This is a genomic window from Mesorhizobium abyssinicae (genome assembly GCF_049887195.1).
GTDB classification, from domain to species: domain Bacteria; phylum Pseudomonadota; class Alphaproteobacteria; order Rhizobiales; family Rhizobiaceae; genus Mesorhizobium; species Mesorhizobium abyssinicae.
This window is the reverse complement of record NZ_JARAKC010000002.1, coordinates 1-21,416: the sequence shown is the minus strand read 5'-3', so window position 1 is coordinate 21,416 and position 21,416 is coordinate 1. Positions and strand designations below refer to the sequence as shown.

The window sequence follows — 21,416 nt, the reverse complement described above, 5'->3', positions numbered from 1 at the left end:
TATTCAAGGTTTAGTTCTGAGTAAGTTGCGCGCAACTTGTGCGAGTGCTTGTTTGATATTTGATCATAATTTCCGGATGGTTGCCTTGGCGAATGGGTCAAGGGCAGTGCGACGTTGTGCAACGCAGCAAGATATGGTGCGAACCGAAGCTACGAGCATGCCGCCGAGCGAGCTATAACAAATGTTGTCGCGCAGAACGGAGGCGAGGCGGCGGCTGCCGTTTGCCTCTTTCAGCACGGCCTTCGCAATGAGACAGAATTGGCGGCGCGTTCATTGATCAGCCCGGCGGTCCCGGTCGAGCATGAGCGCGACTATCGAGCCGGCGCAGGCCGAAATCAGGATTGAGACCCAGGTGATGCCGCGAGATGGCTGCTCGGGTTCGGCGACGGCAACCGCCTTTTCAGCGGCCACGGCCTGCGCTACGACCGGGCCCAAGTCCGGTCTCGTCCCGCGGCGGATCGAATAGGCGCGCGTCAGCTCGGCGCCGAACAGGAAGATCTGCGAGGAATAATAGACCCACAGCAGCGTGACGATGAGGCCGCCGGCGGCGCCGTAGGATGAGGCGATCGTGCTGGCGCCCAGGTACCATCCGATCGCCGATTTGCCGACCGTGAAGAGCGCCGCCGTCACCAGTGCGCCCAGGCCGACATCGCGCCACGCCAGTGACCTGTCCGGCAAGACCTTGTAGATCGCCGCAAACAGCACCGCCGTCAAAATGAACGACAGGACCGTGTTGAGCACGCTGGCTATCGTCTCGCCAAATGGAAGATACGCGTTCAGCATCGCCGCCAACGCCGAGATCGCCGCGCTGGCGATCAGGGAGACCAGCAAAAGAAAGCCCAACGCGCCAACCAGCCCGAGGCTCGCGGCGCGCGCCCTTACCATCCTCGACAGGGACGTGTCGGTCGGCGGGACTTTCCATATCGTGTTAAGCGCAAGCTGCATCTCACCGAAAACCCCGGATGCAGTGGCGATCAGCGTCACCAGTCCAGCCAGTGCGGCCCATGTTCCGCTTGTCTGGTTCGACGCCGACTCCAGTGTGGCGCGGAAAAGCTCCGCGCTCTGTGAGCCCATCAGCCCGGAGATTTGCGCCGACAGCGCGAGTTCCGCCGCCTGGTGCCCGATCGCGATCCCTGAGATTGCCACCACGATCAGCAGGATCGGCGCCAGCGAGGTCGCGGCATAGAAGGCGAGCGCGGCGCCCCGGCTCAAGGCATTGTCGTTGACGAAGCCGGTCGCGCTCTCTTTCAGCAAAGCCCAGATCATCGACATGAACGCCCTGGCACGCCGGCAAAGCAGCCGGCCTGATCCTCAATCTGCCGTCTGCCATTTTGTTCCCGAGGCAACCGAACTGCCTTTGCGGCATTGAAGGCAACAATGGGAGACACAATCATGGAGCGGCCGCTCTATTTTCTTGCCGAGTTCTTTTCGAAGCCGCCGGGCTTCTATGTCATGCTGGCCGCCGCCCTTTCATGCGCCCTTGTGGCGAGCTCGACGGTCGGGACCTACATCCTCTCGATTTCGGCCATTGCCTTGACCGGGGTCGTGCTGATCCAGAACTACCGTGACACCTCGGCCATGCAGGCCAAGCTCAACGAAATCATCGTGGCGCTGGATGCCGCGAGAAACGACGTCGTCGGCCTCGAGCACGGTTCGCGGGAAGAGATCTCCGCCAAGCTTGAAGCCATCGAGCAACGTGCAGAGGGCGCGGCCAAGAGCAGATCGGGCGCGGCCTAGCAGCGCTGGCGGGGATCGGCATCCTGCCCCATCAACCATGCGTCCGTGCCTCACGACAGGCAGGCCTTTTGACCCTATCTCCGACACATCGCTCAAGAGGCAGGGGAGAACCGTGACGTCGGCGCCAATCACCAAAACGGGAGCCGAAGCCGGCGCCTTGCCCGTCCTCGGGCTGCTGGCGGCCATGCTGTCGGTTCAGGTGGGCGCTGCCTTCGCCAAGGGCCTGTTTCCGGTCGTCGGCGCCCAGGGCACGACGACGTTGAGGCTCGTCGCCGGCGCGCTGATGCTGGCGATGGTGCTCAGGCCCTGGCGGGTAAGGCCCTCCCGCGCGGTGCTGCCCTGGCTCATCGCCTATGGCGTCACGCTCTGCTTCATGAACCTTCTCTTCTATGCCGCGCTCACCAGGATCCCCCTCGGTATCTGCGTGGCGCTCGAATTCACTGGCCCGCTGCTGGTCGCGACGCTGACGTCGCACCGGGCAAGGGATCTGGCCTGGGTGGCGCTGGCGCTGGCCGGTGTCGTGCTTCTGTCACCCTTCGCCGATGTGCGCCAGGCGCTCGATCCGATAGGCGTGCTGCTGGCACTTGCCGCCGGCGGGTGCTGGGCGCTTTACATCGTCTTCGCGCAGAAGGCCGGCGCCGAGCTCGGCGGCCGCACCACGGCCTGGGGCATGGCGATCGCCGCCGCCCTGTCGCTGCCCTTCGGCCTAACCGACATCGTACCCAAGATCGCCGAGCCGCATGTGCTGGCGCTGGCCGTCATAGTCGGTCTGCTCTCTTGCGCGCTGCCGTTCTGGCTGGAGATGATGGCGCTGACCAGGATACCGGCCAGGGTCTATGGCATGATGGCGTGCCTGGAGCCGGCGCTGGGCGCGCTGATTGGCTTCCTTTTCTTGCACGAACGGCTGACGGCGCTGCAATGCGCGGGCATAGCGGCTGTAATCCTCGCCGCTTTCGGCACGGCGATCACGGCAAGGCCGCCGGTGCCGTCGCCAGCCTAGAAATCGGCTTGTTGCTGGCTTTGTCAGCCGGCCCCGTTGATGATCACGGAACCGCCATTGACCGCGGTGACCTGCGAGAGCTTGTCCTTCTTGACGAGCTCGGGCTTTGCGTAGGGTTTCTTGCTCATCCCACCCTCCAAAAATTGTCGGGCGAGTTTGCCAGACCAATCGAGCCTGTCAACTTCCGGCTCGCCTTGCCCGGCTGGCCAAGTCAGCCTTGCGCTTTAGTTGCTTCAGCAGTTGCAATTAAGCAGTTGTTTTTATGTCTACTTTTGCCAGCAAGGTTGCTGGTGTTCAAGGCTCGGGTCGCGGATCTGCCTCTGGCTGAAATGCTCGGCACGCAGCCTTGCCTCGATGGCTTTCAGGCGGTCACGCCGCCGGCGGCTAGCTCTCCGGCGATTTCGGCCAGGTCGGTGTCGCCCGGCTTTATTCGCTGCCGGATGCCCGGTGGTCGCTAGCGCCGGCAACGGTCGATGGTTGCCGAACGGAGTGCCTGACTCGTCGATCGCCGGTTCCGGGTTGGTGCGGCGTTGCGGCTTGCGGGAGCCTTCGCAGGACTACATCCCGAGGTTGAACTAGGACTTTGGTCTGACGTCGTTTGTGCAAAAGTCCGAATCGTCAAGACATGGGTCGTGGGCCACTTCCGCAAGGCGTTGCGATTTGTGAATGTTTTCGCATCGACAATGCCGTTGGGGTTTCGGCTGGGTTCGGGCCGGTTGACCGGCATGGGGAGAATGGGATGCGCGTACCGCGCATGGGCTGCAGGCTGGTCTTGCGGGCGCTGGCGGCGCTGGCGTTGACTATCGCACCTTTTCATCTCTCGATCGACGGTCCCGTCGCTTCCAAGGCCCAAGCCGGCAAGGGCGGCAATGGCAATGGCGGCGGCAACGGCAACGGCGGCGGCAATAGCGGCGGCAACGGGAACGGTAACAGCGGCGGCGGCAGCAGCAACGGAAACAGCGGCAACAGCAACGCCGGCGGCAACGGCAAGGGTAACAGCAAAGGCACCGGCGAGAATGCCACTGTCGATCATGTCAACGCCGTAACCGGCGACAAGGTCGAAGTCGACGGCAAGAGCATCAGGGTCACGCACCCCAACGGAATGACGGAAGAAATCGAAAACGGCCGCTTCAGGATGGAGGACGCGCTCGGGCGCACCATCGTCGATAGAAGGGCAACCGCTGCCGATGTGGCGCGGCTGAAGAGTTTTTGAACGGTTTGTGAGAGCGAGGTTCTATCTGGAAGTGATCGTTTCGGGACCGAAGGTCAGCGCTGCAAAATCAGGTTGCCACCTTTTGCTTCGTCTCTTCAGTCCTTGATCATCGGTTGACAGGACTTTCGCTGCTCACCTTGCCCCCGCCTTCTGGCGGGGGTATTTTTTTGGGGTCCGCCTTGCATTCCCGCAGGGCAACCCTTGGCGCATCGCGGCTCGTTGGCGCGGTCCCGGCATTTTTCACGCGCGCTATAGTCTTAGAGAATTGCGTTGCGCTTTCCAAGAGGTTTGGTTAACGCGCCGCAACCTTGCCGCGTCCTGGCGTTGCCGTTCGTCGCGCGGGTCGCATTGCGCCGGCATTGCGACATAGGTCCGGCAGAGGCGCAAAAAAAGGTCCGAACCGGCAGGGCAAGGGTCGTGGGCCGCTTTCGCGCGCGTGCCCATGCATGGATGCTCTCCTCTTCTCAATCATGCCGGCCGCGGTCTGCCAGACCGGAGAGAAGACCGGCAGGGAGAGGAGATGCTCACACTGTCCTTGAACCGGCTGAGCCGGCTTGTCCTGGGGGCCTCGACGGTGCTGGCGCTGACGATCGCGCCTTGCCACGTCAAGCTCTATGGCGCCGCCAGGATCGTTCCTGCATTGGCCTATGCCGATGCCGGCAACGGCAATGGCGGCAATGGGAACGGTGGCGGCAACGGCAACGGCGGCGGCAATTCAAGCTCCGGCGGCGGCAACAGCAACAATAACAGCGGTAACAACAACTCAGGCAACAACAACGGCAACCGCGGCAACAGCGCCAGCCACAACAGCCACGTCAACGCGGCGACCGGAGACAAGGTCGAAATCGATGGCGACACAATCAAGGTCGTCCATCCCGACGGCATGAAGGAAGAAATCCGGAACGGCCGTTTCGAGATGGAGGATGCTCTTGGCCGAACCATCGTCGAGCGCCAGGCGACGCCCGAGGATCTGGCGCGCCTGCTGGGCTTGTGAGGGCAGGGAGCTACCCCCTTTCTGTCCCTCACGCACCCCCGTCCTGAGGACGGGGGTGACTTTTGTGAATAGATAGTGAATGGATGAATGGTGAATAGTGTTGGCGCCTATCCATTCACCATTCACTAATCTAATTCTTCTCCTTCGCCTCATGCATCAGTAGCGCCGCCTCCGTGCGGTTGCGCACGTTGAGCTTGGCCAGCACCCTGGTCATGTGATGTTTGACCGTCTTTTCCTGCAATGACAGCCTGGCGGCGACCTCCTTGTTGCTGAGGCCCTCCGCCACCAGACGCAGGATCTCCGCCTCGCGGCCGGTGAGCTGGCTGAGCGGGTCGGGCTTGCGGCTCGCCGGCTGCAAAAGGTCCGACAGCAGTCTTGCCGACAGCGTCGGCGAGACATAGCTCTGGCCAGCCGCGACCTCGCCGAGTATTTCGGCCAGCGTCTTGGAGCCGACGCCCTTCAGCACATAGCCGCGCACGCCGGTGTTGAGTGCCTGGGCGACATCGGCATTGGTTTCCGACACTGTCAGCATGACGATTTTCTGCCCGGGGTGGCCGGACAGGATCCGAGCCGCGGCGTTGAGCCCGCCGCCCGGCATGCTGATGTCGAGCAGGAGGATGTCGGGTGCGGTCGTCTGCACCAGCCTTTCGGCGTCGTCGGCGCTGGCGCCTTCGCCGACCACCGCGAAGCCGCCGATCTCGCCGAGGCTGCGCGCCACGCCCTCGCGAAACAGCGGATGGTCGTCGACAATGGCGATACGGATGGTTGCGGTCACGGCTGCTCCTCGACAGATAGTGTGATCACCAATCGCGTGCCTTGCGGGCCGGACAGTGTTTCGAACTGTCCGCCGATGCTTTCGATGCGTTCCCTCAGGCCCGCGAGCCCGAGCCCCTCGCTCCTGCTGGGATCGAAGCCAGGACCACCGTCCATCACCTCCACCATCAGCCTGCCGCCTTTCATGCCGGCCCGCACCGCCTGATCCTTGCCCTTTCCATGCCGCCACGCATTATTCAACCCTTCCTGTACGAAACGGTAAATGCTGATCTTCTCGGAAGTGCCGAGTTCCGGCAGGCGGCCGGGAAGCGTCAGCGCCACCTTGCTGCTCGTGCGCCGCTCGTGTTCCTTCACCGCCAGCGTCAGGATGTCGACTACGGCCTGCGTCTCGATCTGCGGCAGAACCAGGCCGTTGCAGATGCCGCGTATCTCGCGCATCGCTTCGCCGAGCGTCTTGTGGATGCCCGATATCTCGGCCTCGCGCAATTCGCTCGAGGCGGCTGGATCGAGCAGCAGCGGGCTGTCCATCCTGAGCGCGGCCAGCGCCACAAGCTGCGCCGGCCCGTCATGCAAGTCGGCGCCGATGCGCCTGAGATAGCGTTCATTGATGGCGGTGGCGCGGCGCGAGGCCCGCTGCACGCGCTGGCGCAGCGATGAGTTCTGCGACAGCGCCGACTGCAATTCCGTCACCTTCGCCTCGAGTGCGGTGCGTTGCGTCTCGATGGTGCGGCTGCCGCGAAAGACGATTCCGGACAACAGCGCCAATGCCGCCGCCGTGGCGCCAGCCACCACCAGCCAGGTCGACCACAGCGCCGCGTTCAGCGTTTCCTGGAAGTCGTCGGCGATCTCGTAGAACTCCGACACGGCGACGACTTCGCCCGACCAGGGTTCGCGCACCGGATTGTAGATCTCGAACAGCGGCGCGTTCACCGTTTTCTCCTCACCGGCTTCCGGGTCGTCGTCGAGGTCGTTGTATTCGGCCATGACATTGCCCGCGAAAGCCGAAATCAGGTTGTGGTTGGGCGGGAAGGTCTTGCCGATCAGCTCGGCGTCGTCGGCATAGAGGATCATGCCGTCGCGCCGCCAAAGCTTGAACGAGACCAGCCGCTTGCCGAGCGCGCCCTGGCCCAGCGTCTCGTCCAGCGCCCGCTTGACGGTGTCGCTGAGCTCGCGGCTCTTGCGCATGTCGGGCAAGAGCGGCGCGATCACGCTGTCGACATAGAGCGCCGTGGTGGCGGCGGAATTGCGCATGACGCCGTCCCGGATCTGCGAAGTCACCCAAAGCCCGACCAGCAGCATCGCGGCCAGCAACCCGACGCCGCTGGCAATGAAGAACTGCAGCGCCAGCGACAACCTGCCCCATCGCCGCAAAAATCCCCCCAAGAAAGTCCCGAACAATCGCACACCTCTCCCCTGGCTGCGAAGACTATAGACTTAGTCCGGCGTTTGCGACATCGACCTTGGTGTGGGCCACGCGGGAGCGACCGTTGGCATCGTGCAGTCTCTTGGTGCGACGCAATGCGGTCACTCCGGGCTGCTTCAGCTTCCGCCCCGGGCGCTGGCGAAACGGTTCGGGAAGCCCTGGGAGGTGACGTCCGTCAAATGGACGAGACGGGCCGATGGCTGGCATGCCGGCTCATCCCTTCGTGGGCTACGCACTCAGGCTTAATTGAGTGATTGCTAATATGTTTGTAGGGTCCGTGGCGCGGCGGGCGTGCGACACCCGAACCCGCAGTGGCCGGTGCGGCTTGCCCCCCGAAGCCCAAGCCCCAAGCTGCGCCGGCCATTATGGCGGGGTGCTTCGCCCAGTGAATTCCTTGCCGGGTTCGCTTTGTGCCGTTCGCTCGATGAACAGCTTGGCATGTTCGGCCCAATCGGCCGCCGTGACGCCATGCTCACGGGCCGATTTCTGGAAAGCCTCGCGCAGAAGGTCGAGGTCGAAGGCCGAAAGCCGCTTGTTGTCCGATACCTGATTGCGCGCCACCGCTACCCCCCGGAAGCGAGTCATATACTTCTCTATATCTTTCATATGCCCCGCGAGTTGGGGCTTTCAAGCGCATGTCCTGACTTCTTTTGGGTGCAATTACGTCCCGTGGGCCGGTATCACTCACCGTTGGCCGCGCCGGATGGCTCGGTGCGATCTGCTTGCCGCCGGACATCCGCCCGGTCCGGCTGGCTGGGTCCTCAAGGAAATGCTAATATTGATCGCGCCGATGCAAGCATTTGCAGCTTCGCGCGGCCAGTGGCGGCGGTTGCCGTCGAGGGGACGGCCTGCGGATCGCAATGATAGGAGCGGGCGGCATCGGCGGCTATGTCGGCGCCAGGCTCGCCGAGGCGGGAGGCGACGTCAGCTTCATTGCTCGCGGTGCCCACTTGCAGGCAATGCGCGAGGGCGGCCTGCGGATTCAAAGCGACATCGGCAACATCTTTCTGGCCGATGTGTGCGCGAGCGACGCGCCGGCCGATATCGGTCCCGTCGATCTCGTGATCTTCGCGGTCAAGCTCTACGACAGCGAGAAGGCCGCCGGCGCGCTCGGACCGCTCGTCAGCGGGAAAACGCGCGTCGTGACGCTGCAGAACGGCATCGACAGCGTCGGCATTCTCCGCCGCCATATTCCCGGCGACAGCGTCATTGGTGGCGCCACCTATCTATCCGGCTTCATCAAGCAGCCGGGAGAAGTCGTCCACGCCGGCGGGCTGCCTCACATTCTCGTCGGCGGGCATGGCGATCCTCTCATCAAGGATCTTCAGGCGCTATGCGATCGCGCTATCGGGCTGGAGCTGAAGCCGGTTGCCGACATCGACAATGTGCTGTGGGAGAAGTTCGTGACATTGGCTGCCTTCTCCGGCGGAACGTCGCTGATGCGCTCGGGGATCGGTCCGATCCTCGACGACCCCGAGGCGCGTATCTTCATCGAACAGCTGCGCGATGAGGGAATAGCGATTGCCGCGGCGGCCGGCCATCCGCTGGCCGAGGGGTTCGAAGGACGCGTCACGACCAGATGGTCCGCATTCCCCCCGCATGTGAAATCGTCGATGGCCAACGATCTCGAAAGAGGGAAACCGATCGAGGTCGCCTGGCTGTCCGGGCGGATGCACGAGCTGGGCATCAAGTTCGGCATAGCGACCCCTGGCCACACGGCGGTCTTCCGCGCCTTGCATCTCCACGCAGCCGGTGCCGTCCCCTAGCGGCATCCCATCGACCTTCCATGGAGGGCGTCATGACATCGAGCGAAGGCATGCCGGTGACGACAGGGAGCGAGGCAACAGGCTCCCAAAATATGTTCAACCAGGAGCTCGAGACCTACCGCAGGATCGTGGCGGCGAACCTGATGTTCCATCGCGAGGTCTATCGCCTGCTGCGCGACGTGCTCACGGAGCTTGCGCCTGCGTCGTTCCGGTTTCTCGACATTGCCTGCGGCGATGCCGGCGCCTCGGCCGCGACGTTGAGGACGACCACGATCGGCAATTATGTCGGCATCGATTTGTCCGAAGCATCGCTGCGGCTTGCGGCGCGAGAGCTCGATGTCCTGCCTTGCCCCGTTGAGCTGCGCTGCAGCGATTTCGTGCATGCGATGGCGAAGTGGTCGGAACCCGTCGACGTGATCTGGATCGGCATGTCGCTGCACCACTTGTCGAGCGAGGGCAAGGCCCGGCTGATGCGCAACGTCCGCAGGGCCCTGGGAGGGATGGGCCTGTTCGTCATATGGGAGCCCGCTTTGTTCGAGGGAGAGGATCGCGCTGCCTGGCTCGCGCGCTTTTCCTTGCTGCGCGATGAATGGTCGGCCGTCTCCGACGAGGAGTTCGCCGCCATGGAACGGCACATGCTTCTGGCCGATTTCCCGGAAACCGCAGCGAGATGGCTCGGCATGGGGCGCGAAGCCGGCTTTTCCCATGCGGAGGAGATATTCGTGATGCCGAACAGAATGGGTAGGATGTTCCGGTACTGGAACTGACCAAGGGCGCGCGATGATGGCATCCAAACTGAAGCCGGACGACATTGAACCGGGTGATGCGCCGGTTCCCTCGGCAATCGAGCTTGTCGGCCGCTGGGGGCGGCTGCGGCCGCTCGACGCCGCGCGCGACGCGGCAAGGCTCTATCCGCTCTCGCATGACGAGCACACGCAGGCCACCTGGATCGACATGAAGGTGGGGCCGTTCGCCACCGAGCGGGCCTTCGCCGAACATGTCGCCGCCCTGGTGGCGGATCCGAAGCGCGCCTTCTTCGCCGTCGACGGTCCCGACGGCGGGCCACTCGGCTGGCTCTGCCTGATGGAGGCAAGGCCCGCGCATCATGTCGTCGAGCTTGGCTACGTACTCTACACGCCGCCGCTGCAGCGCACCCGGCTCGCCACCGAGGCGCTCTATCTCATCCTGCGCCACGTCTTCGACGATCTCGGCTACCGGCGGCTGGAATGGACCTGCACCTCGACCAACCAGCGCTCGCGCAGGGCGGCAGACCGTCTCGGCTTCGTCTATGAAGGCATGCTGCGCGAGGGCCTGTTCCTGAAGGGCGAGCCGCGCGACATCTGCATGTATTCGATGCTTTCCAGCGAATGGCCGGCCCGCCGCGCCGCCTTCGAGGCCTGGCTCGATCCCGCGAACTTCCGCGATGGGCGGCAGGTCTGGTCGCTGACCGAAATACGCTCGGCTGCCGGCCATGATCCTGTCGAGCCGGCGGATCCGCCGCTGCCGGTCTGACGGAAAACCCTTGCCGGTGACGATGCCGGTTTCGTGCTAATCAACTCAGTGGTTTCGCATGCAGGGGGCAGGCCTATGAAGGCGCTCGAAATCTCCAACCAGGACTTGTCGCGGCTGGCGGACGAGGCGATGGACCTCGCCCGGACCTACTGGGCCTCGCTCGACGACCGTCCGGCCTATCCGTCGACCAGCGGCAAAGAGACGACGGAGCTCTTCTCGCGGCCCTGGGCCGAGGAGGGCAGGGGTGGGGATGTCCTGCACGACTTCAAGCTGATCGCTGCGCATGCGCGACCATCGACCGGCAGGTTCTTCGCCTACGTGCTCGGTTCGGGCGAGCCGGTGGGCGCGGTAGGGGAATTGCTGGCGGCGGTGCTCAATCAGAACGTCACCTCGTGGCGATCGGCTCCGGCGGCGACGTCGATCGAGCACGCCGTCGTCGGGTGGCTGGCGCAGGCGGTCGGCTGCGCCGGGTTCACAGGCAGCCTTTGCGGCGGCGGCTCGGCGGCAAACCTGATGGCGCTGGCGATGGCGCGTGAAGCAAAGCTGCCGGCCAACGAAACGGGAGTGCGCGGCGGTGTCATCTATGCGTCCGAGCAGGTGCACATGTCCATTCCCAAGGCGGTGGCGCTGCTCGGCATCGGCAGGTCCAACCTGCGGCTGGTCGCCGTCGACGATCAGTTCCGGATGCGGCCAGATGCCCTCCAGGCAGCCATCGCCGCCGATCGCGCGGCCGGACGAAACCCGATCGCGATTGTCGCCACGGTCGGCACCATCGTCTCCGGCGCCATCGATCCGCTGCCCGAGATCGCCGACGTCGCCGGGCGCGAGGACCTATGGCTGCATGTCGACGGCGCATATGGCGTACTGGCCGCCCTGGCCCTGCCGGAGCGGCTCAATTCGCTGGCGCTGGCGGATTCGCTTTCGCTCGACGCGCACAAATGGCTCTATCAGCCGCTCGACTGCGGTTGCCTGCTGCATCGCCACCCGGACATCGCGCGCAAGACGTTTTCGCACAGCGACGACTATGTCGGCCTGCTGAGTCAGGATCCGACGGAAGGTTTCGCCTTCTTCGAGGAATCGTTCGAGCTGTCGCGGCGTTTCCGCGCACTGAAGCTTTGGCTGTCGCTGCAATATCACGGGCGCCGCGCCTTTCGCGACGCGATCGCCGAGGACCTGCGCCATGCAAGGCTGCTGGCGGAGGCGGTCGAGGCGCATCCGGAGCTGGAGCTTCTGGCGCCGGTGGCGCTCAGCGCGGTCTGTTTCCGCCATCGCGCCAAGGACAACAGGGCGATCCTGAGACGCGTGAATGCCCGCGGTCGCGTCTATCTGTCGAACGCGACGGTCCGCGACCAGTTCGCGCTCAGGGCGTGCTTCGTCAACCACCGCACGACGGACGGCAATGTGTTGGAAATCGTCTCGGAGGTGATCACGGCGGCCGGCGAAGTGAACGATTGAGGTAAGGTTCGCCGGTCGACGATAATCTCACTCGACGAAGCCGAACCTGTCGACGTCGAACAGGCCCATGTCGGTCAGCTTGAGATGCGGGATGACCGGCAGCGCCAGGAACGCCACCTGCAGGAACGGCTCAGGGATCGTGCAGCCGATCGCGCGTGTGGCCTCGCGCAACTGGTGCAGTGCATGGGTGACAGTCTCGAAGGAGTCGAGGCTCATAAGCCCGGCCAGCGGCAGCGCCAGCTCGGCGGTGATGACGCCATTGTCGGCCACCGCCATGCCGCCGCCCATCGCGATAAGCCGGTTGACCGCCACCGCCATGTCGGCGTCGGTGGCGCCGACCACGGTGATGTTGTGGCAGTCATGGCCGATCGAGGAGGCGATGGCGCCGCGCTTGAGGCCGATACCTCGCACAAAACCCTTGCCGATATTGCCGTTCCTGCCGTGCCGCTCGACCACGGCGGCCTTGAGGATGTCGGCTTTGGGATCGGCCTGCAGGGACTGGTCGAGGACGGGCAGGGCGGCGTCCTCGCGGAAGGTGATGATGAGGCCGGGCTTGATCGCGATCACCGGCGTCTGGTTGCGGCCGGCCCTGGCCTCGACACGGAAGGCGTCCGCCGTGACCGGCCTCGCCTTCACCGAGCCGAGGCCGACCGGCGCCACCGTCCGCCGCGTCTCGAACAGCGCCGGGCTCACCAGCCGGCCGCCCGCGATGACGTCGCTGACGCGGCAGTCCTCGAGGTCGTCGAGCAACGCGATGTCGGCCCGCCAGCCGGGTGCCACCAGGCCGCGGTCGGTGAGACCGAAGATGCGGGCAGCCGAATGGCTGGCGGCGCGGTAGACGTGATGCAGCGGCCGGCCCTTGGCGATCAGCCGCCGGATCGAGGAATCGAGATGGCCCTCCTCGGCTATGTCGAGCGGATTGCGGTCGTCGGTGCAGAGCGCGACGAAGCTCGACGTGTCGGCGTCGAGGATCTCGGCCAGCGCGTCAAGGTCCTTGGAGGCCGAGCCCTCGCGGATCAGGATCGCCATCCCCTTGGCGAGTTTTTCGCGCGCCTCGGCGGCGGTCGTGGTCTCGTGGTCGGTGCGGATGCGCGCCGCCAGATAGCCGTTGAGCCGCTGGCCCCTGAGCAGCGGCGCGTGGCCGTCTATATGGCCGTCGGAAAAGGCGTCGAGCTTGGCGATCATGCCTTCGTCGCCGGCGAGCACGCCGGGAAAATTCATCACCTCGGCAAGCCCGACCACCTTGGGGTGGGAACGGAAGGGAATGAGATCCTCCGCTTCCAGCCGCGCGCCCGAGGTCTCGAACGTCGTCGACGGCACGCAGGACGACAGGTTGACGCGCACGTCGAGGATGGTCCGCTCTGCGCAGTCGAGGAAATAGCGGATGCCTTCGACTCCCAGCACATTGGCGATCTCATGCGGGTCGCAAAGCACGGTGGTGACGCCATGCGGCAGCACGCAGCGGTCGAATTCGAGCGGGCTGACCAGCGAGGATTCGATGTGGAGATGCGTGTCGATGAAACCGGGCACGGCGAAGCGGCCGCGACCGTCGATTTCCTCGGCCGCCTGATAGCGCGCATGGGTGCCGACGATGCGGTCGGCGACGATGGCGATATCGGTTTCGCTCACCGTGCCGGTGACGACATCGAGCAGCCGCACGTTGCGGACCACCAGATCGGCGGGCACCTCGCCGGAGCCGGCGCGGATCATGCGGGTCAGCAGTGTCTTCGAATCCATCGGGTGCTCGCTCGGGTGGGATGCTCGTCCACGCTCGGCTGAAGTGCTGAAGCGGTCAAGGGCCGATCAGCAGAACGCGGACATGACGATGAGCAGGTCTGTCATATGGAAGGCTGAGGCCTGCGCAGAGCGCTGCCATGAGGCTGGCCGTAGTGATCCTGATGCAACCGGAAGCAACCTTTTGACGCGCAAAATGCAATGGCCTGTTGCATTTCGGCCATACGTCTGTTCACGAATACGTGATATCAGCTACTCCGATATTAGCTACCTTTAATATTGGTCCGGGGGGATCTCATGCATTTCGTATCGTCGGCGAAAGCCGCGTTTGCTGCTGCTTGCCTCGCGAGCGTGGCGCTTCCAGCCATGGCCAGCGACTGGTCGGGTTTCTATGTCGGCGGCGGCGCGTCCTTCCGCAAGCACAAGGTCGACTTTCCGAACGGCATGGACCGGGTGATCATGGACGACACCACCGCGCCGGGCATCAGGCATTTCGAGAAGACCCCCGATCTCTCCCATGAGGGCAATACGGTCGACGGGCATGTGCTGGGCGGTTATCTCTTCCAGAAGGACCGCTTCGTGTTCGGTGCCGAGGCCGATTACGAGATCGGGTCCAGCTTCTCGGACGGTCGCACGCCAGGCATCCCGGCCTGTGCCAATGAGCCCGTCTTCACCACCGGCCATTTCGGCTGCGTGGGTCTCTCGACCTTCTTCGACGACGTCAAGACGCTCGGCCATGTGCGCGGCATCGCCGGCGTCGAGATCACGCCGAGCCTGCTCGGTTTCGTCGCCGGCGGCCTCGCCATCGGCAAGAGCCCGGAGACGATCGGCGCCAGCGCCGGCGGCATGATGGCCTCTCCGCCGAGCACGCCGCTGATCGGTGCCGCCACCGTCCAGAGGTCCAACATGGCCGAGACCATCTATGGCTGGACCATCGGCGGCGGCCTACAGTCAAGGTCGGGCACGGCTTCCGGCTGCGCGGCGAATATATGTACGACAAGTACAAAGGGCACGACATCGCCGTCGGCGGTGCCGGCTTCGGCGGAACCATCGGCGAGCTGACCACCAACTCCTTCACCAGTCCCGGCAACCGCGTCGACTATTCCAGCCACACGGTGCGTCTGGCGGCCATCTATTCCTTCTCGGAAACCGACGATCCGGCCGAGCAGCCCGACTATCTGAAGAGCGACTGGTCGGGCGCCTATTTCGGCGGCGGCCTCTCGATGAGCCGCCACAAGGTGGGTTTCCCCGACGCCACCAACTTCCTCAACATGACCAACAACGTCACACAGGGCTCGCTGCGGGTCGAGCCGTCCAACGAATTCGAGGGCGATTCGACCGGCGGCCATCTTCTCGCCGGGTACCAGCACCAGTTCGGGCGTTTCATCTTCGGCGCCGAGGGCGACGTCGAGCTGAACAACGTCTTCGATCACCCGAGGGGCCCCGGTGGCCCGGCCTGCCTGACGCAGCTCATCAATTTCCAGCAGCTCGGCTCGGGCCATGCCGAATGTATCGGCACCCAGCTGATCTTCTCCGACGTCAAGTCGCTCGGCCATGTCAGGCTGAAGGCGGGCTATGAGGTCACGCCCGCCCTGATGGCGTTCGTTTCGGGTGGCCTGGCCATTGGCAGGAGCCCCGACCAGATCGGCGCCGGCGCCTTCGGCTTCGTCGCCAACTCGCCGAGCTCGCCGCTGCTTGGCGCCGCCACCGTGCTTAGATCCAACATGGCCGAGACCGTCTACGGTGCCTCGATCGGCGGCGGCCTGGAGATGAAGGTGAGCGAGAACCTGCGACTGCGCGGCGAATATCTCTACGACAAGTACAAGTCGCTGGACATCGCCGTCGGCGGCGCCGGCTTCGGTGGCACCATCGGCGACATCACCACCAACTCCTTCGTCAGCCCCGGCACAAAGGTCGACATGTCCAACCAGACAGTGCGACTGACGGCCATCTATCAGTTCTAGAAGCAATACCAGGAAAAGTGCGTAGCGGTTTTCCGTCCGGAATTGTGTAAGTCAAATACTGGAGCCGCGCCGCTCCAGCCGGAAAGGCGGGCGCAATTGACGCGCGGGGCTTGTTGCGGCCGCATTTCGCGGTCACACTCCGGCCATGCCTTCGGGGCGCGCGACGGACCGTCCCAAATCGAATGACGGACAATTCCCGTCGAGGCCGGCCGCCATGCCATGCCGGCCTGACCGGATCCCCGACCGCCTCGCGCCGCATGCCGATGTCTGCGGCGGATGACCCTCGAAGGCAATCGCGGCCGCTCAGCTGACGTCGCAACGCAACCCGTCTCCCCGGGCAAGCGCAAGCTTTGCCCCCGGGAAACTCGTGGGGCTAGAGGCCTGTTCCTGCGGGTTCCGCTGAAACCAAAGCAAGACGCGAGGTCAAACGCGATGCATCCGATGCCCAGCCGGATTCCGGTGTCCATCATCATCCCGAACTACAACTACGCGCGCTTCCTGGAACGCAGCGTCGACAGCGCGCTCGGCCAGGACCATGACGATGTCGAGGTCATCGTCGTCGACGACAGATCGAGCGACGGTTCGGCGGCGGTCATAGAATCCTATGGCGACTCCATTCGCGCCTGCCTGCGGCCAAGGAATGGCGGCCATGCCGCCGCCTTCAACACCGGCTTTGCGGCAAGCTCGGGCAGGATCGTGCTGTTCCTCGACGCCGACGACTATCTCTACCCTGACGCCGTCTCCAGGATCGTCGACGCCTGGGATCCGGCGACCGCCCAAGTGCAGTCGCGGCTGCACATCGTCGACGAAGAACAGCACGTCAAGGATGTCTTCCCGCCGCCGGAACTTCCCTTCGACGACGGCGACGTGGTGCCGAAGCTGCTGCACAAGGGGCGCTACCAGACGACGGTGACCAGCGGGCTCGCCTTCGACCGCTCGACGCTGGAGACCATCATGCCGATTCCCGAAGCCGATTTCCGCCAGGGCGCCGATGGCTATCTGGCGACGCTGGCCCCGCTCTACGGCCAGGTACAGTCGATCGAGGAATGCGTCGGCGCCTACCGCATCCACGGCGCCAACCATTCCGTCTTCGGCGCCAAGCTTGCCGAGCGGGCGCGCTGGCGGGTGGCGCATGATTTCCACCGCATGGCGGCGCTGTCCGGCCAGGTCTCCGGCGTCGGCCTGGCGGTCGAGCCGTCCGAGACCGTCCTTCACGATACGCTTCATCTGGAGGAGCGGCTGGCCTCGCTCTGCGCCGACAGGGACCGGCACCCGGTGGCCAATGATTCCAAACTGGCGCTTGCCGCGCACGGCGCCGTCGCCAGCCTCGAAATGACGGCCTCGCTCAGGCGCCGAGCCATGCTCGCCGCCTGGTTCCTGTCCGTCGGCATGCTGCCCGGAAAGATGGCGCTCGCCGTGCTGTCCTGGAAGCTCGACGCCGCCTCGAGGCCGGCCTTCCTGGCGCGCCTCGCCAAAACCATCCGCCAGGCGATGGGGTAGGGGCGGCAGAAACGGCGCGGCAAGATCATGCCGGCGGTTCTGCGGCCCACATGGCGTGCTGTCGCTGATCTGGCAAGACCCGCGGCGGCGGCAGACGGCCCTTACTTCAGCGCGATGCTCATGCCGCTGAGATCGGCATTGATTTGCAGGCCGACCTGCTTGCCTGAGAGTTCGAGTTGGGCGCCCCTGTCATTGGTCATGACGATGACCTGGGCGCCTTTGCCGAGCGCCCCGCCACCGCCTGCCGCACCGTAGACTCCGGTCACGTCCCGGGCGCGGCGAATGTGGCGCACGGTGCCGTGGAAATAGGTCTTGGAAGCCCCGAAGGCGAGGCCGCCCGAGACAGCGCCGACCGAGATGGGATAACGGCGACCATGGAAGGTGAGGGTGCCTTCGCCTCCGGCACCGCCGATGAAGAAGGCCGCCTTGTAGATGGCGAAGCGGATCGTGCCGTTGTCGGCATGCGCGACGCTGGCGACGCTGACTGCCCCGGCGGCGATGACGGCAACCGCGACTGAACGAATTCCGGACGAAATGTTCATGATGAGAACTCCTCATGATCGCCGCTTGCCCGGCCGGACCGGGCTCGTCAGCGTCGTATCAAGGTTACTGCTGAACAGTCTCGCTCCTCATTGGTTCCAGGCACGCCGCCTAAATCTGGCTGCGAGCGGTCGGCCACGGCTAACCGGCCCAGACAGGAAGGCGCGGCGCTGGTCCGCGCCGTCTCGTCTAAGAAACGCTTAAGATGTGACCGCCCTTGTTAACCATCGATTAACTATCCGGTCGCCTTTAATTGGATGTTGGAGCATACTGTTTTGGTAGCGAACAAGAGAGCGATTGCCCCTCAAGCGCGACTGTCACTTTGTCGGTGCGCGAGATGAGGAACTAGAAAAGCAGCGGAACACCGTTGTCTCCCGGGGAGGCGCCATCATCAGCGTTGATGAGGAGCGCCAAATGCAGATCGAAGAAGCAGTCAGTGCAGCGACAGCCGACGCCAGCGCGCTTCTGTCCTGTCTCGGCCAGCCGGTCGTCGCCTACCATGTCACGGAAATCATGCGGGAGACGGACGCCGCGCACGCGCGGGCGATGCAGCTCGCCTTGATGCGGCGAAGCATCGAGGCTCTCGTCGACGATGGCCTGGAGAACGTCGAAGCCGAACGATTTGCATCGCAGTTCCATGGCCGGATTGGTTTGACCTGGGAACTTTTGCACCCGTCCAGCGGCGCATCGCACTGATCTCGACCAGGCCGGTGTCGATGCCGGCTCTGCCGCCTGCGGGCTATCTCTTCCGGTAGACGCTGATGTGGCGCCAGCTGCGGGCGTCAAACGGTTCGCGCTTCCAGCCGCCATATCGCTGCTCGAGCTTCAGCCCGGCGCATCTCGCCATCAGGTCGAATTCGGGCGGATAGGCCAGCCGCAGCCTGAGCGGAACCATGCGGACCATATCATTGCCGATATCGATGTGTGACAGGTCGAGCACCTGACTGACCGGATCATATCTGCACGCCGCGATGTGGACCGATCCGGTGCCGGGATGTGAGACTTCGACGAAGCCGCCGTCGTCCCGCTTCGGCGCCGTGGGGACCCGGCATTCGAGCAGGAAAACGCCATCCTCATCAAGGTGCCGGGCCGCATTCTCGAAGCACTTGACCTGACCGTCCTGGGTGATCACGTTGCCGATCGAATTGAACACCAGATATACGACGCCGTAGCGGCGACCCATGTCGACCGCCGTCATGTCGCCATTGACGACCTCGATCTCCGATCCGCCCGGCTTCTCCCGCAGTACCTCGATCATGTCGGGCGAAAGTTCGATGCCGTCGACCCTCAGGCCGACGGCTGCCAGCGGCAGGGCGATCCGTCCTGTGCCGACCGCAAGCTCCAGGCAGTCGCGTTCACCCGCGATCTCCTTCAGGAATTGAACGGTCTCATCCTCGTCGCCGCGCAGCTCATCGTCGTAGCGCTTCGCAACGTCGCCGCGAAAGCTGTCTTCAGGCCTGAACCCTTCCATGTCGTATTCTCCGGTAACCGCCGCACCCCGCAAGGATGTGCAACGCCTCCGGCAAGCCTCGCGTTCCCGTGGAAATTCGCCAGGTGCTTCCCCGCATTTGAAGTCTGGACTTCATGTGAGAGAAGCATCTCCGCGATCGCCGTCGATGCTCGGACATATGTAACATCCCAAGATTGAGATATATTGCTGCCGCGTCCTTGGTCGGACGTTCGTGGAAGGGGGCACGACATGCAGGCAGTGCCGATATCGCATCCGGGGGAGCAACCTGCGGTCGGGACCATATCCTCCCTGACCGGATCCTCCCCGACCTTGTCATCCTTTACCGGCTATCCGGCCGCCGTGCTGTGCTGGCTTCTGTCGGCTGGCGTCTATATCGCGGCCAAATGGGTGGCGCCGGAAATGCCGCCCTGGGGGCTCTGCTTCTGGCGGCTGACGCTCGCCTGCGCCATCCTGCTGCCGATCGTGCATCGCCACCACGGCGCGATGATAACGCTGCTGCGGGCGCGGTCGCTGGAGATCGTCGCCGTCGGCGCCATCGGCCTCACGCTCTGCCAGGGCATGATCTATCGCGGCCTCAACGAGACCGATGCCAGCACCGCAGGCATCATCATGGCGCTGTCGCCAGTCATGACGATGGTGCTCGCCCGTTTCGTGCTTGGCGAGCCGCTCGGGCTTTGGAAGTCGCTTGGCGCGCTGGCCGCCCTTGCCGGGATGCTGGTGATCGTCGCGCATGGCGACCTGACGGCGCTGCTTCGCCTGAGCTTCAGCCCCGGCGAATTGTGGATCGTCGGCAGCGCGTTCTGCTGGGCCCTCTACACCGTGCTCGTGCGGCGCGCCAAATTCGGCATCGAGCTCCTGCCGTTGGTCGTGCTCCTGTTGGGGGCAGGCGCGCTGGTCGCCTTGCCTTTCCATTTGTGGGAATTGTTCAACGACGAACGCTCCGCCATGAATGGCGACGGCTTGCTGGCACTTGCCTATCTGGCGGGCCCGGGCGGCGCCTTGATGTACTATCTCTACAACCGAAGCGTGGAAACGCTCGGCGCGAGCAGGGCGAGCATGCTGCTCTACCTGCAAACCGTGTTCGTCGCCATACTCGCCTACCTGCTGCTCGGCGAGAGCCTGCATGACTACGATCTCGTTGGCGCGGCCTTCATTGTCGCCGGGATCGTGCTCGCCACCGTGGTCAAGCCCGGCGCAATTCCAGGAAAGGCGTGAGGCGGTTCCCGTCCGCAATCGCGCAAAACCCAAGCCGATCCCGCCCGCATAGGGTGGCTGCGGCCCGCGCCTCAAAAAATCTGATAGCCTGTGTCGGACTGGCCGGGCCCCGCCCGTCCTTGGGGCATCGGACAGCAATCAGAAAGGACATTCGATATGCCGAGCACCGTACGTTTGCACCGCGTTCTGGCGACCAAGCCGGAGAAGGTCTACCGCGCATTCACGGAAGCGGACGCGCTGGCGAAATGGCTTCCGCCGAACAGTTTCACCTGCACGGTGCACAGCTTCGACGCAAAGGTCGGCGGCACGTTCAAAATGTCCTTCCGCAACTTCACGACGGGCGACAGTCATTCTTTCGGCGGCGAGTATCTCGAACTCGTTCCGGGCGAGCGCCTGCGCTACACCGACAGGTTCGACGATCCCAACCTTCCGGGCGAGATCCAGGTCACCGTGATCCTGAAGAAGGTATCGTGCGGCACCGATCTCGATATCACGCAGGCCGGCATCCCGGACGCCATCCCGGTCGAGGCCTGCTATCTCGGCTGGCAGGAGTCGCTCCGCAACCTGGCAAAGCTCGTTGAGCCCGAGATCAATCAGTAGGCGCTTAAAGCCGCCGGGCACGAAAGCTGGAAAGAAGAATTGATGGCGCCGAGGCCGAAACTGCTGATCTCCCCCCTTTGTGGGCAGGGCTATCGCATATGGGTTAGCGCCTGGATGAGATAGTCGTCGTTCCACGCGCATTTCTTGATGCGGTGGCTGATGGGGACTTTGTCGGCATCGGCTGCCTGGAGGACGTTTCTGGCGATGCGGGTGAGGATTGCGGTGTTGGCCGGAGCATGGTCCTTGCGGGCTCGGGATTGATCTTCGCCCAGATGAACGTCGAGCACCCAATGCAGCCCGTTCTCGATCTGCCAATGCGCCCTTGAGAGGTCGAGGGCTTGCTGTGGCGACAGCAGTGTCGAGGCCATGAACAGGCGCGTCAGCGGTTCGCCCTGATCGCGCCGGCTGGAGATGCGGATGAAGGCTTTATGGCCAGGCATCAGCGGCTCGGCAGCGGCCACGACCTCTGCCTGCCGCCACTCGTCGCGGCCATGGCTGGTCTCGGTCCGCTCCGCGAC

The 21,416-nt window shown here is 64.3% G+C and carries 22 protein-coding genes; 14 read left to right on the top strand and 8 right to left on the bottom strand.

Features of this window, described 5'->3' with window-relative positions:
• Nucleotides 1-270: 270 nt before the first annotated feature.
• Nucleotides 271-1,266: a YihY/virulence factor BrkB family protein gene (locus PU724_RS04565; RefSeq protein ID WP_320254388.1), complete on the bottom strand. Its 996-nt coding sequence runs from the start codon at nt 1,264-1,266 to the stop codon at nt 271-273.
• A 111-nt stretch (nt 1,267-1,377) separates the two neighbouring features.
• On the opposite strand from PU724_RS04565, the gene PU724_RS04560 reads away from it, so the two are divergent.
• The 4 genes from PU724_RS04560 (at nt 1,378) to PU724_RS04545 (ending at nt 4,944) form a co-directional block, all read left to right on the top strand.
• Nucleotides 1,378-1,737 (top strand): low affinity iron permease family protein, encoded by a 360-nt coding sequence (locus PU724_RS04560; protein ID WP_354420544.1) that lies wholly within the window; start codon nt 1,378-1,380, stop codon nt 1,735-1,737.
• Nucleotides 1,738-1,849: 112 nt separating this feature from the next.
• Complete coding sequence (locus tag PU724_RS04555) at nt 1,850-2,737, top strand: EamA family transporter (protein ID WP_354420543.1); 888 nt, start codon at nt 1,850-1,852, stop codon at nt 2,735-2,737.
• A 772-nt stretch (nt 2,738-3,509) separates the two neighbouring features.
• Nucleotides 3,510-3,950, top strand: a complete 441-nt coding sequence (locus tag PU724_RS04550) for a hypothetical protein (protein ID WP_128276151.1) — start codon at nt 3,510-3,512, stop codon at nt 3,948-3,950.
• A 520-nt stretch (nt 3,951-4,470) separates the two neighbouring features.
• A complete protein-coding gene (locus PU724_RS04545; protein WP_127285198.1) occupies nt 4,471-4,944 on the top strand; it encodes a hypothetical protein in 474 nt (157 codons plus the stop codon).
• A 130-nt stretch (nt 4,945-5,074) separates the two neighbouring features.
• Here the strand turns inward: PU724_RS04545 and PU724_RS04540 are convergent, their stop codons facing one another.
• From PU724_RS04540 to PU724_RS04530, 3 genes are all read right to left on the bottom strand, one after another.
• Nucleotides 5,075-5,719 carry a response regulator gene (locus PU724_RS04540; RefSeq protein ID WP_128276152.1) on the bottom strand — a complete coding sequence of 215 codons (645 nt, stop codon included), beginning with the start codon at nt 5,717-5,719 and terminating at the stop codon, nt 5,075-5,077.
• Complete coding sequence (locus tag PU724_RS04535; RefSeq protein WP_127285203.1) at nt 5,716-7,071, bottom strand: sensor histidine kinase; 1,356 nt, start codon at nt 7,069-7,071, stop codon at nt 5,716-5,718. The genes PU724_RS04540 and PU724_RS04535 overlap by 4 nt, the downstream gene beginning before the upstream one ends.
• Nucleotides 7,072-7,504: 433 nt before the next feature.
• Nucleotides 7,505-7,726, bottom strand: coding sequence for a hypothetical protein (locus tag PU724_RS04530; RefSeq protein WP_127393940.1), 222 nt, complete (start codon nt 7,724-7,726; stop codon nt 7,505-7,507).
• Nucleotides 7,727-8,001: 275 nt separating this feature from the next.
• Here PU724_RS04530 and PU724_RS04525 point away from each other — a divergent pair, with 275 nt between their 5' ends.
• The 4 genes from PU724_RS04525 to PU724_RS04510 all read left to right on the top strand — a co-directional run bounded on the left by PU724_RS04525 (nt 8,002) and on the right by PU724_RS04510 (nt 11,874).
• The gene (locus tag PU724_RS04525) at nt 8,002-8,907 is read left to right on the top strand and encodes a ketopantoate reductase family protein (RefSeq protein WP_354420541.1); all 906 of its coding nucleotides are present in this window, start codon (nt 8,002-8,004) and stop codon (nt 8,905-8,907) included.
• Between the two features lie 32 nt (nt 8,908-8,939).
• A complete protein-coding gene (locus PU724_RS04520) occupies nt 8,940-9,674 on the top strand; it encodes a class I SAM-dependent methyltransferase (protein ID WP_187331177.1) in 735 nt (244 codons plus the stop codon).
• Between the two features lie 16 nt (nt 9,675-9,690).
• The gene (locus tag PU724_RS04515; protein ID WP_426213043.1) at nt 9,691-10,419 is read left to right on the top strand and encodes a GNAT family N-acetyltransferase; all 729 of its coding nucleotides are present in this window, start codon (nt 9,691-9,693) and stop codon (nt 10,417-10,419) included.
• 75 nt (nt 10,420-10,494) lie between these two features.
• A complete protein-coding gene (locus PU724_RS04510) occupies nt 10,495-11,874 on the top strand; it encodes a pyridoxal phosphate-dependent decarboxylase family protein (protein WP_354420539.1) in 1,380 nt (459 codons plus the stop codon).
• Between the two features lie 27 nt (nt 11,875-11,901).
• Here the strand turns inward: PU724_RS04510 and ade are convergent, their stop codons facing one another.
• Nucleotides 11,902-13,611 (bottom strand): adenine deaminase, encoded by a 1,710-nt coding sequence (gene ade, locus PU724_RS04505; protein ID WP_354420538.1) that lies wholly within the window; start codon nt 13,609-13,611, stop codon nt 11,902-11,904.
• A 294-nt stretch (nt 13,612-13,905) separates the two neighbouring features.
• On the opposite strand from ade, the gene PU724_RS04500 reads away from it, so the two are divergent.
• The 3 genes from PU724_RS04500 to PU724_RS04490 all read left to right on the top strand — a co-directional run bounded on the left by PU724_RS04500 (nt 13,906) and on the right by PU724_RS04490 (nt 17,072).
• Nucleotides 13,906-14,670 carry an outer membrane protein gene (locus PU724_RS04500; protein WP_354420537.1) on the top strand — a complete coding sequence of 255 codons (765 nt, stop codon included), beginning with the start codon at nt 13,906-13,908 and terminating at the stop codon, nt 14,668-14,670.
• Nucleotides 14,598-15,572: an outer membrane protein gene (locus PU724_RS04495; RefSeq protein WP_354420536.1), complete on the top strand. Its 975-nt coding sequence runs from the start codon at nt 14,598-14,600 to the stop codon at nt 15,570-15,572. Before PU724_RS04500 ends, PU724_RS04495 begins: the two co-directional genes overlap by 73 nt.
• A 432-nt stretch (nt 15,573-16,004) precedes the next feature.
• Nucleotides 16,005-17,072 (top strand): glycosyltransferase family 2 protein, encoded by a 1,068-nt coding sequence (locus PU724_RS04490; RefSeq protein ID WP_127286807.1) that lies wholly within the window; start codon nt 16,005-16,007, stop codon nt 17,070-17,072.
• 101 nt (nt 17,073-17,173) lie between these two features.
• Here PU724_RS04490 and PU724_RS04485 read toward each other — a convergent pair whose 3' ends face one another.
• Nucleotides 17,174-17,614 carry a lipid-binding SYLF domain-containing protein gene (locus PU724_RS04485; protein WP_127286806.1) on the bottom strand — a complete coding sequence of 147 codons (441 nt, stop codon included), beginning with the start codon at nt 17,612-17,614 and terminating at the stop codon, nt 17,174-17,176.
• 412 nt (nt 17,615-18,026) lie between these two features.
• Here PU724_RS04485 and PU724_RS04480 point away from each other — a divergent pair, with 412 nt between their 5' ends.
• Nucleotides 18,027-18,308, top strand: coding sequence for a hypothetical protein (locus tag PU724_RS04480; RefSeq protein ID WP_127310501.1), 282 nt, complete (start codon nt 18,027-18,029; stop codon nt 18,306-18,308).
• A gap of 43 nt (nt 18,309-18,351) precedes the next feature.
• Here the strand turns inward: PU724_RS04480 and PU724_RS04475 are convergent, their stop codons facing one another.
• A complete protein-coding gene (locus PU724_RS04475; RefSeq protein WP_354420535.1) occupies nt 18,352-19,083 on the bottom strand; it encodes a class I SAM-dependent DNA methyltransferase in 732 nt (243 codons plus the stop codon).
• A gap of 228 nt (nt 19,084-19,311) precedes the next feature.
• On the opposite strand from PU724_RS04475, the gene PU724_RS04470 reads away from it, so the two are divergent.
• Together PU724_RS04470 and PU724_RS04465 are read left to right on the top strand one after the other, a co-directional pair.
• Nucleotides 19,312-20,298 carry a DMT family transporter gene (locus PU724_RS04470; protein WP_292350274.1) on the top strand — a complete coding sequence of 329 codons (987 nt, stop codon included), beginning with the start codon at nt 19,312-19,314 and terminating at the stop codon, nt 20,296-20,298.
• A 156-nt stretch (nt 20,299-20,454) separates the two neighbouring features.
• The gene (locus tag PU724_RS04465) at nt 20,455-20,898 is read left to right on the top strand and encodes an SRPBCC family protein (RefSeq protein ID WP_354420534.1); all 444 of its coding nucleotides are present in this window, start codon (nt 20,455-20,457) and stop codon (nt 20,896-20,898) included.
• 89 nt (nt 20,899-20,987) lie between these two features.
• Here the strand turns inward: PU724_RS04465 and PU724_RS04460 are convergent.
• On the bottom strand, nt 20,988-21,416 hold a 429-nt coding region (locus tag PU724_RS04460; RefSeq protein ID WP_426213040.1), incomplete at its 5' end, for an ISAs1 family transposase.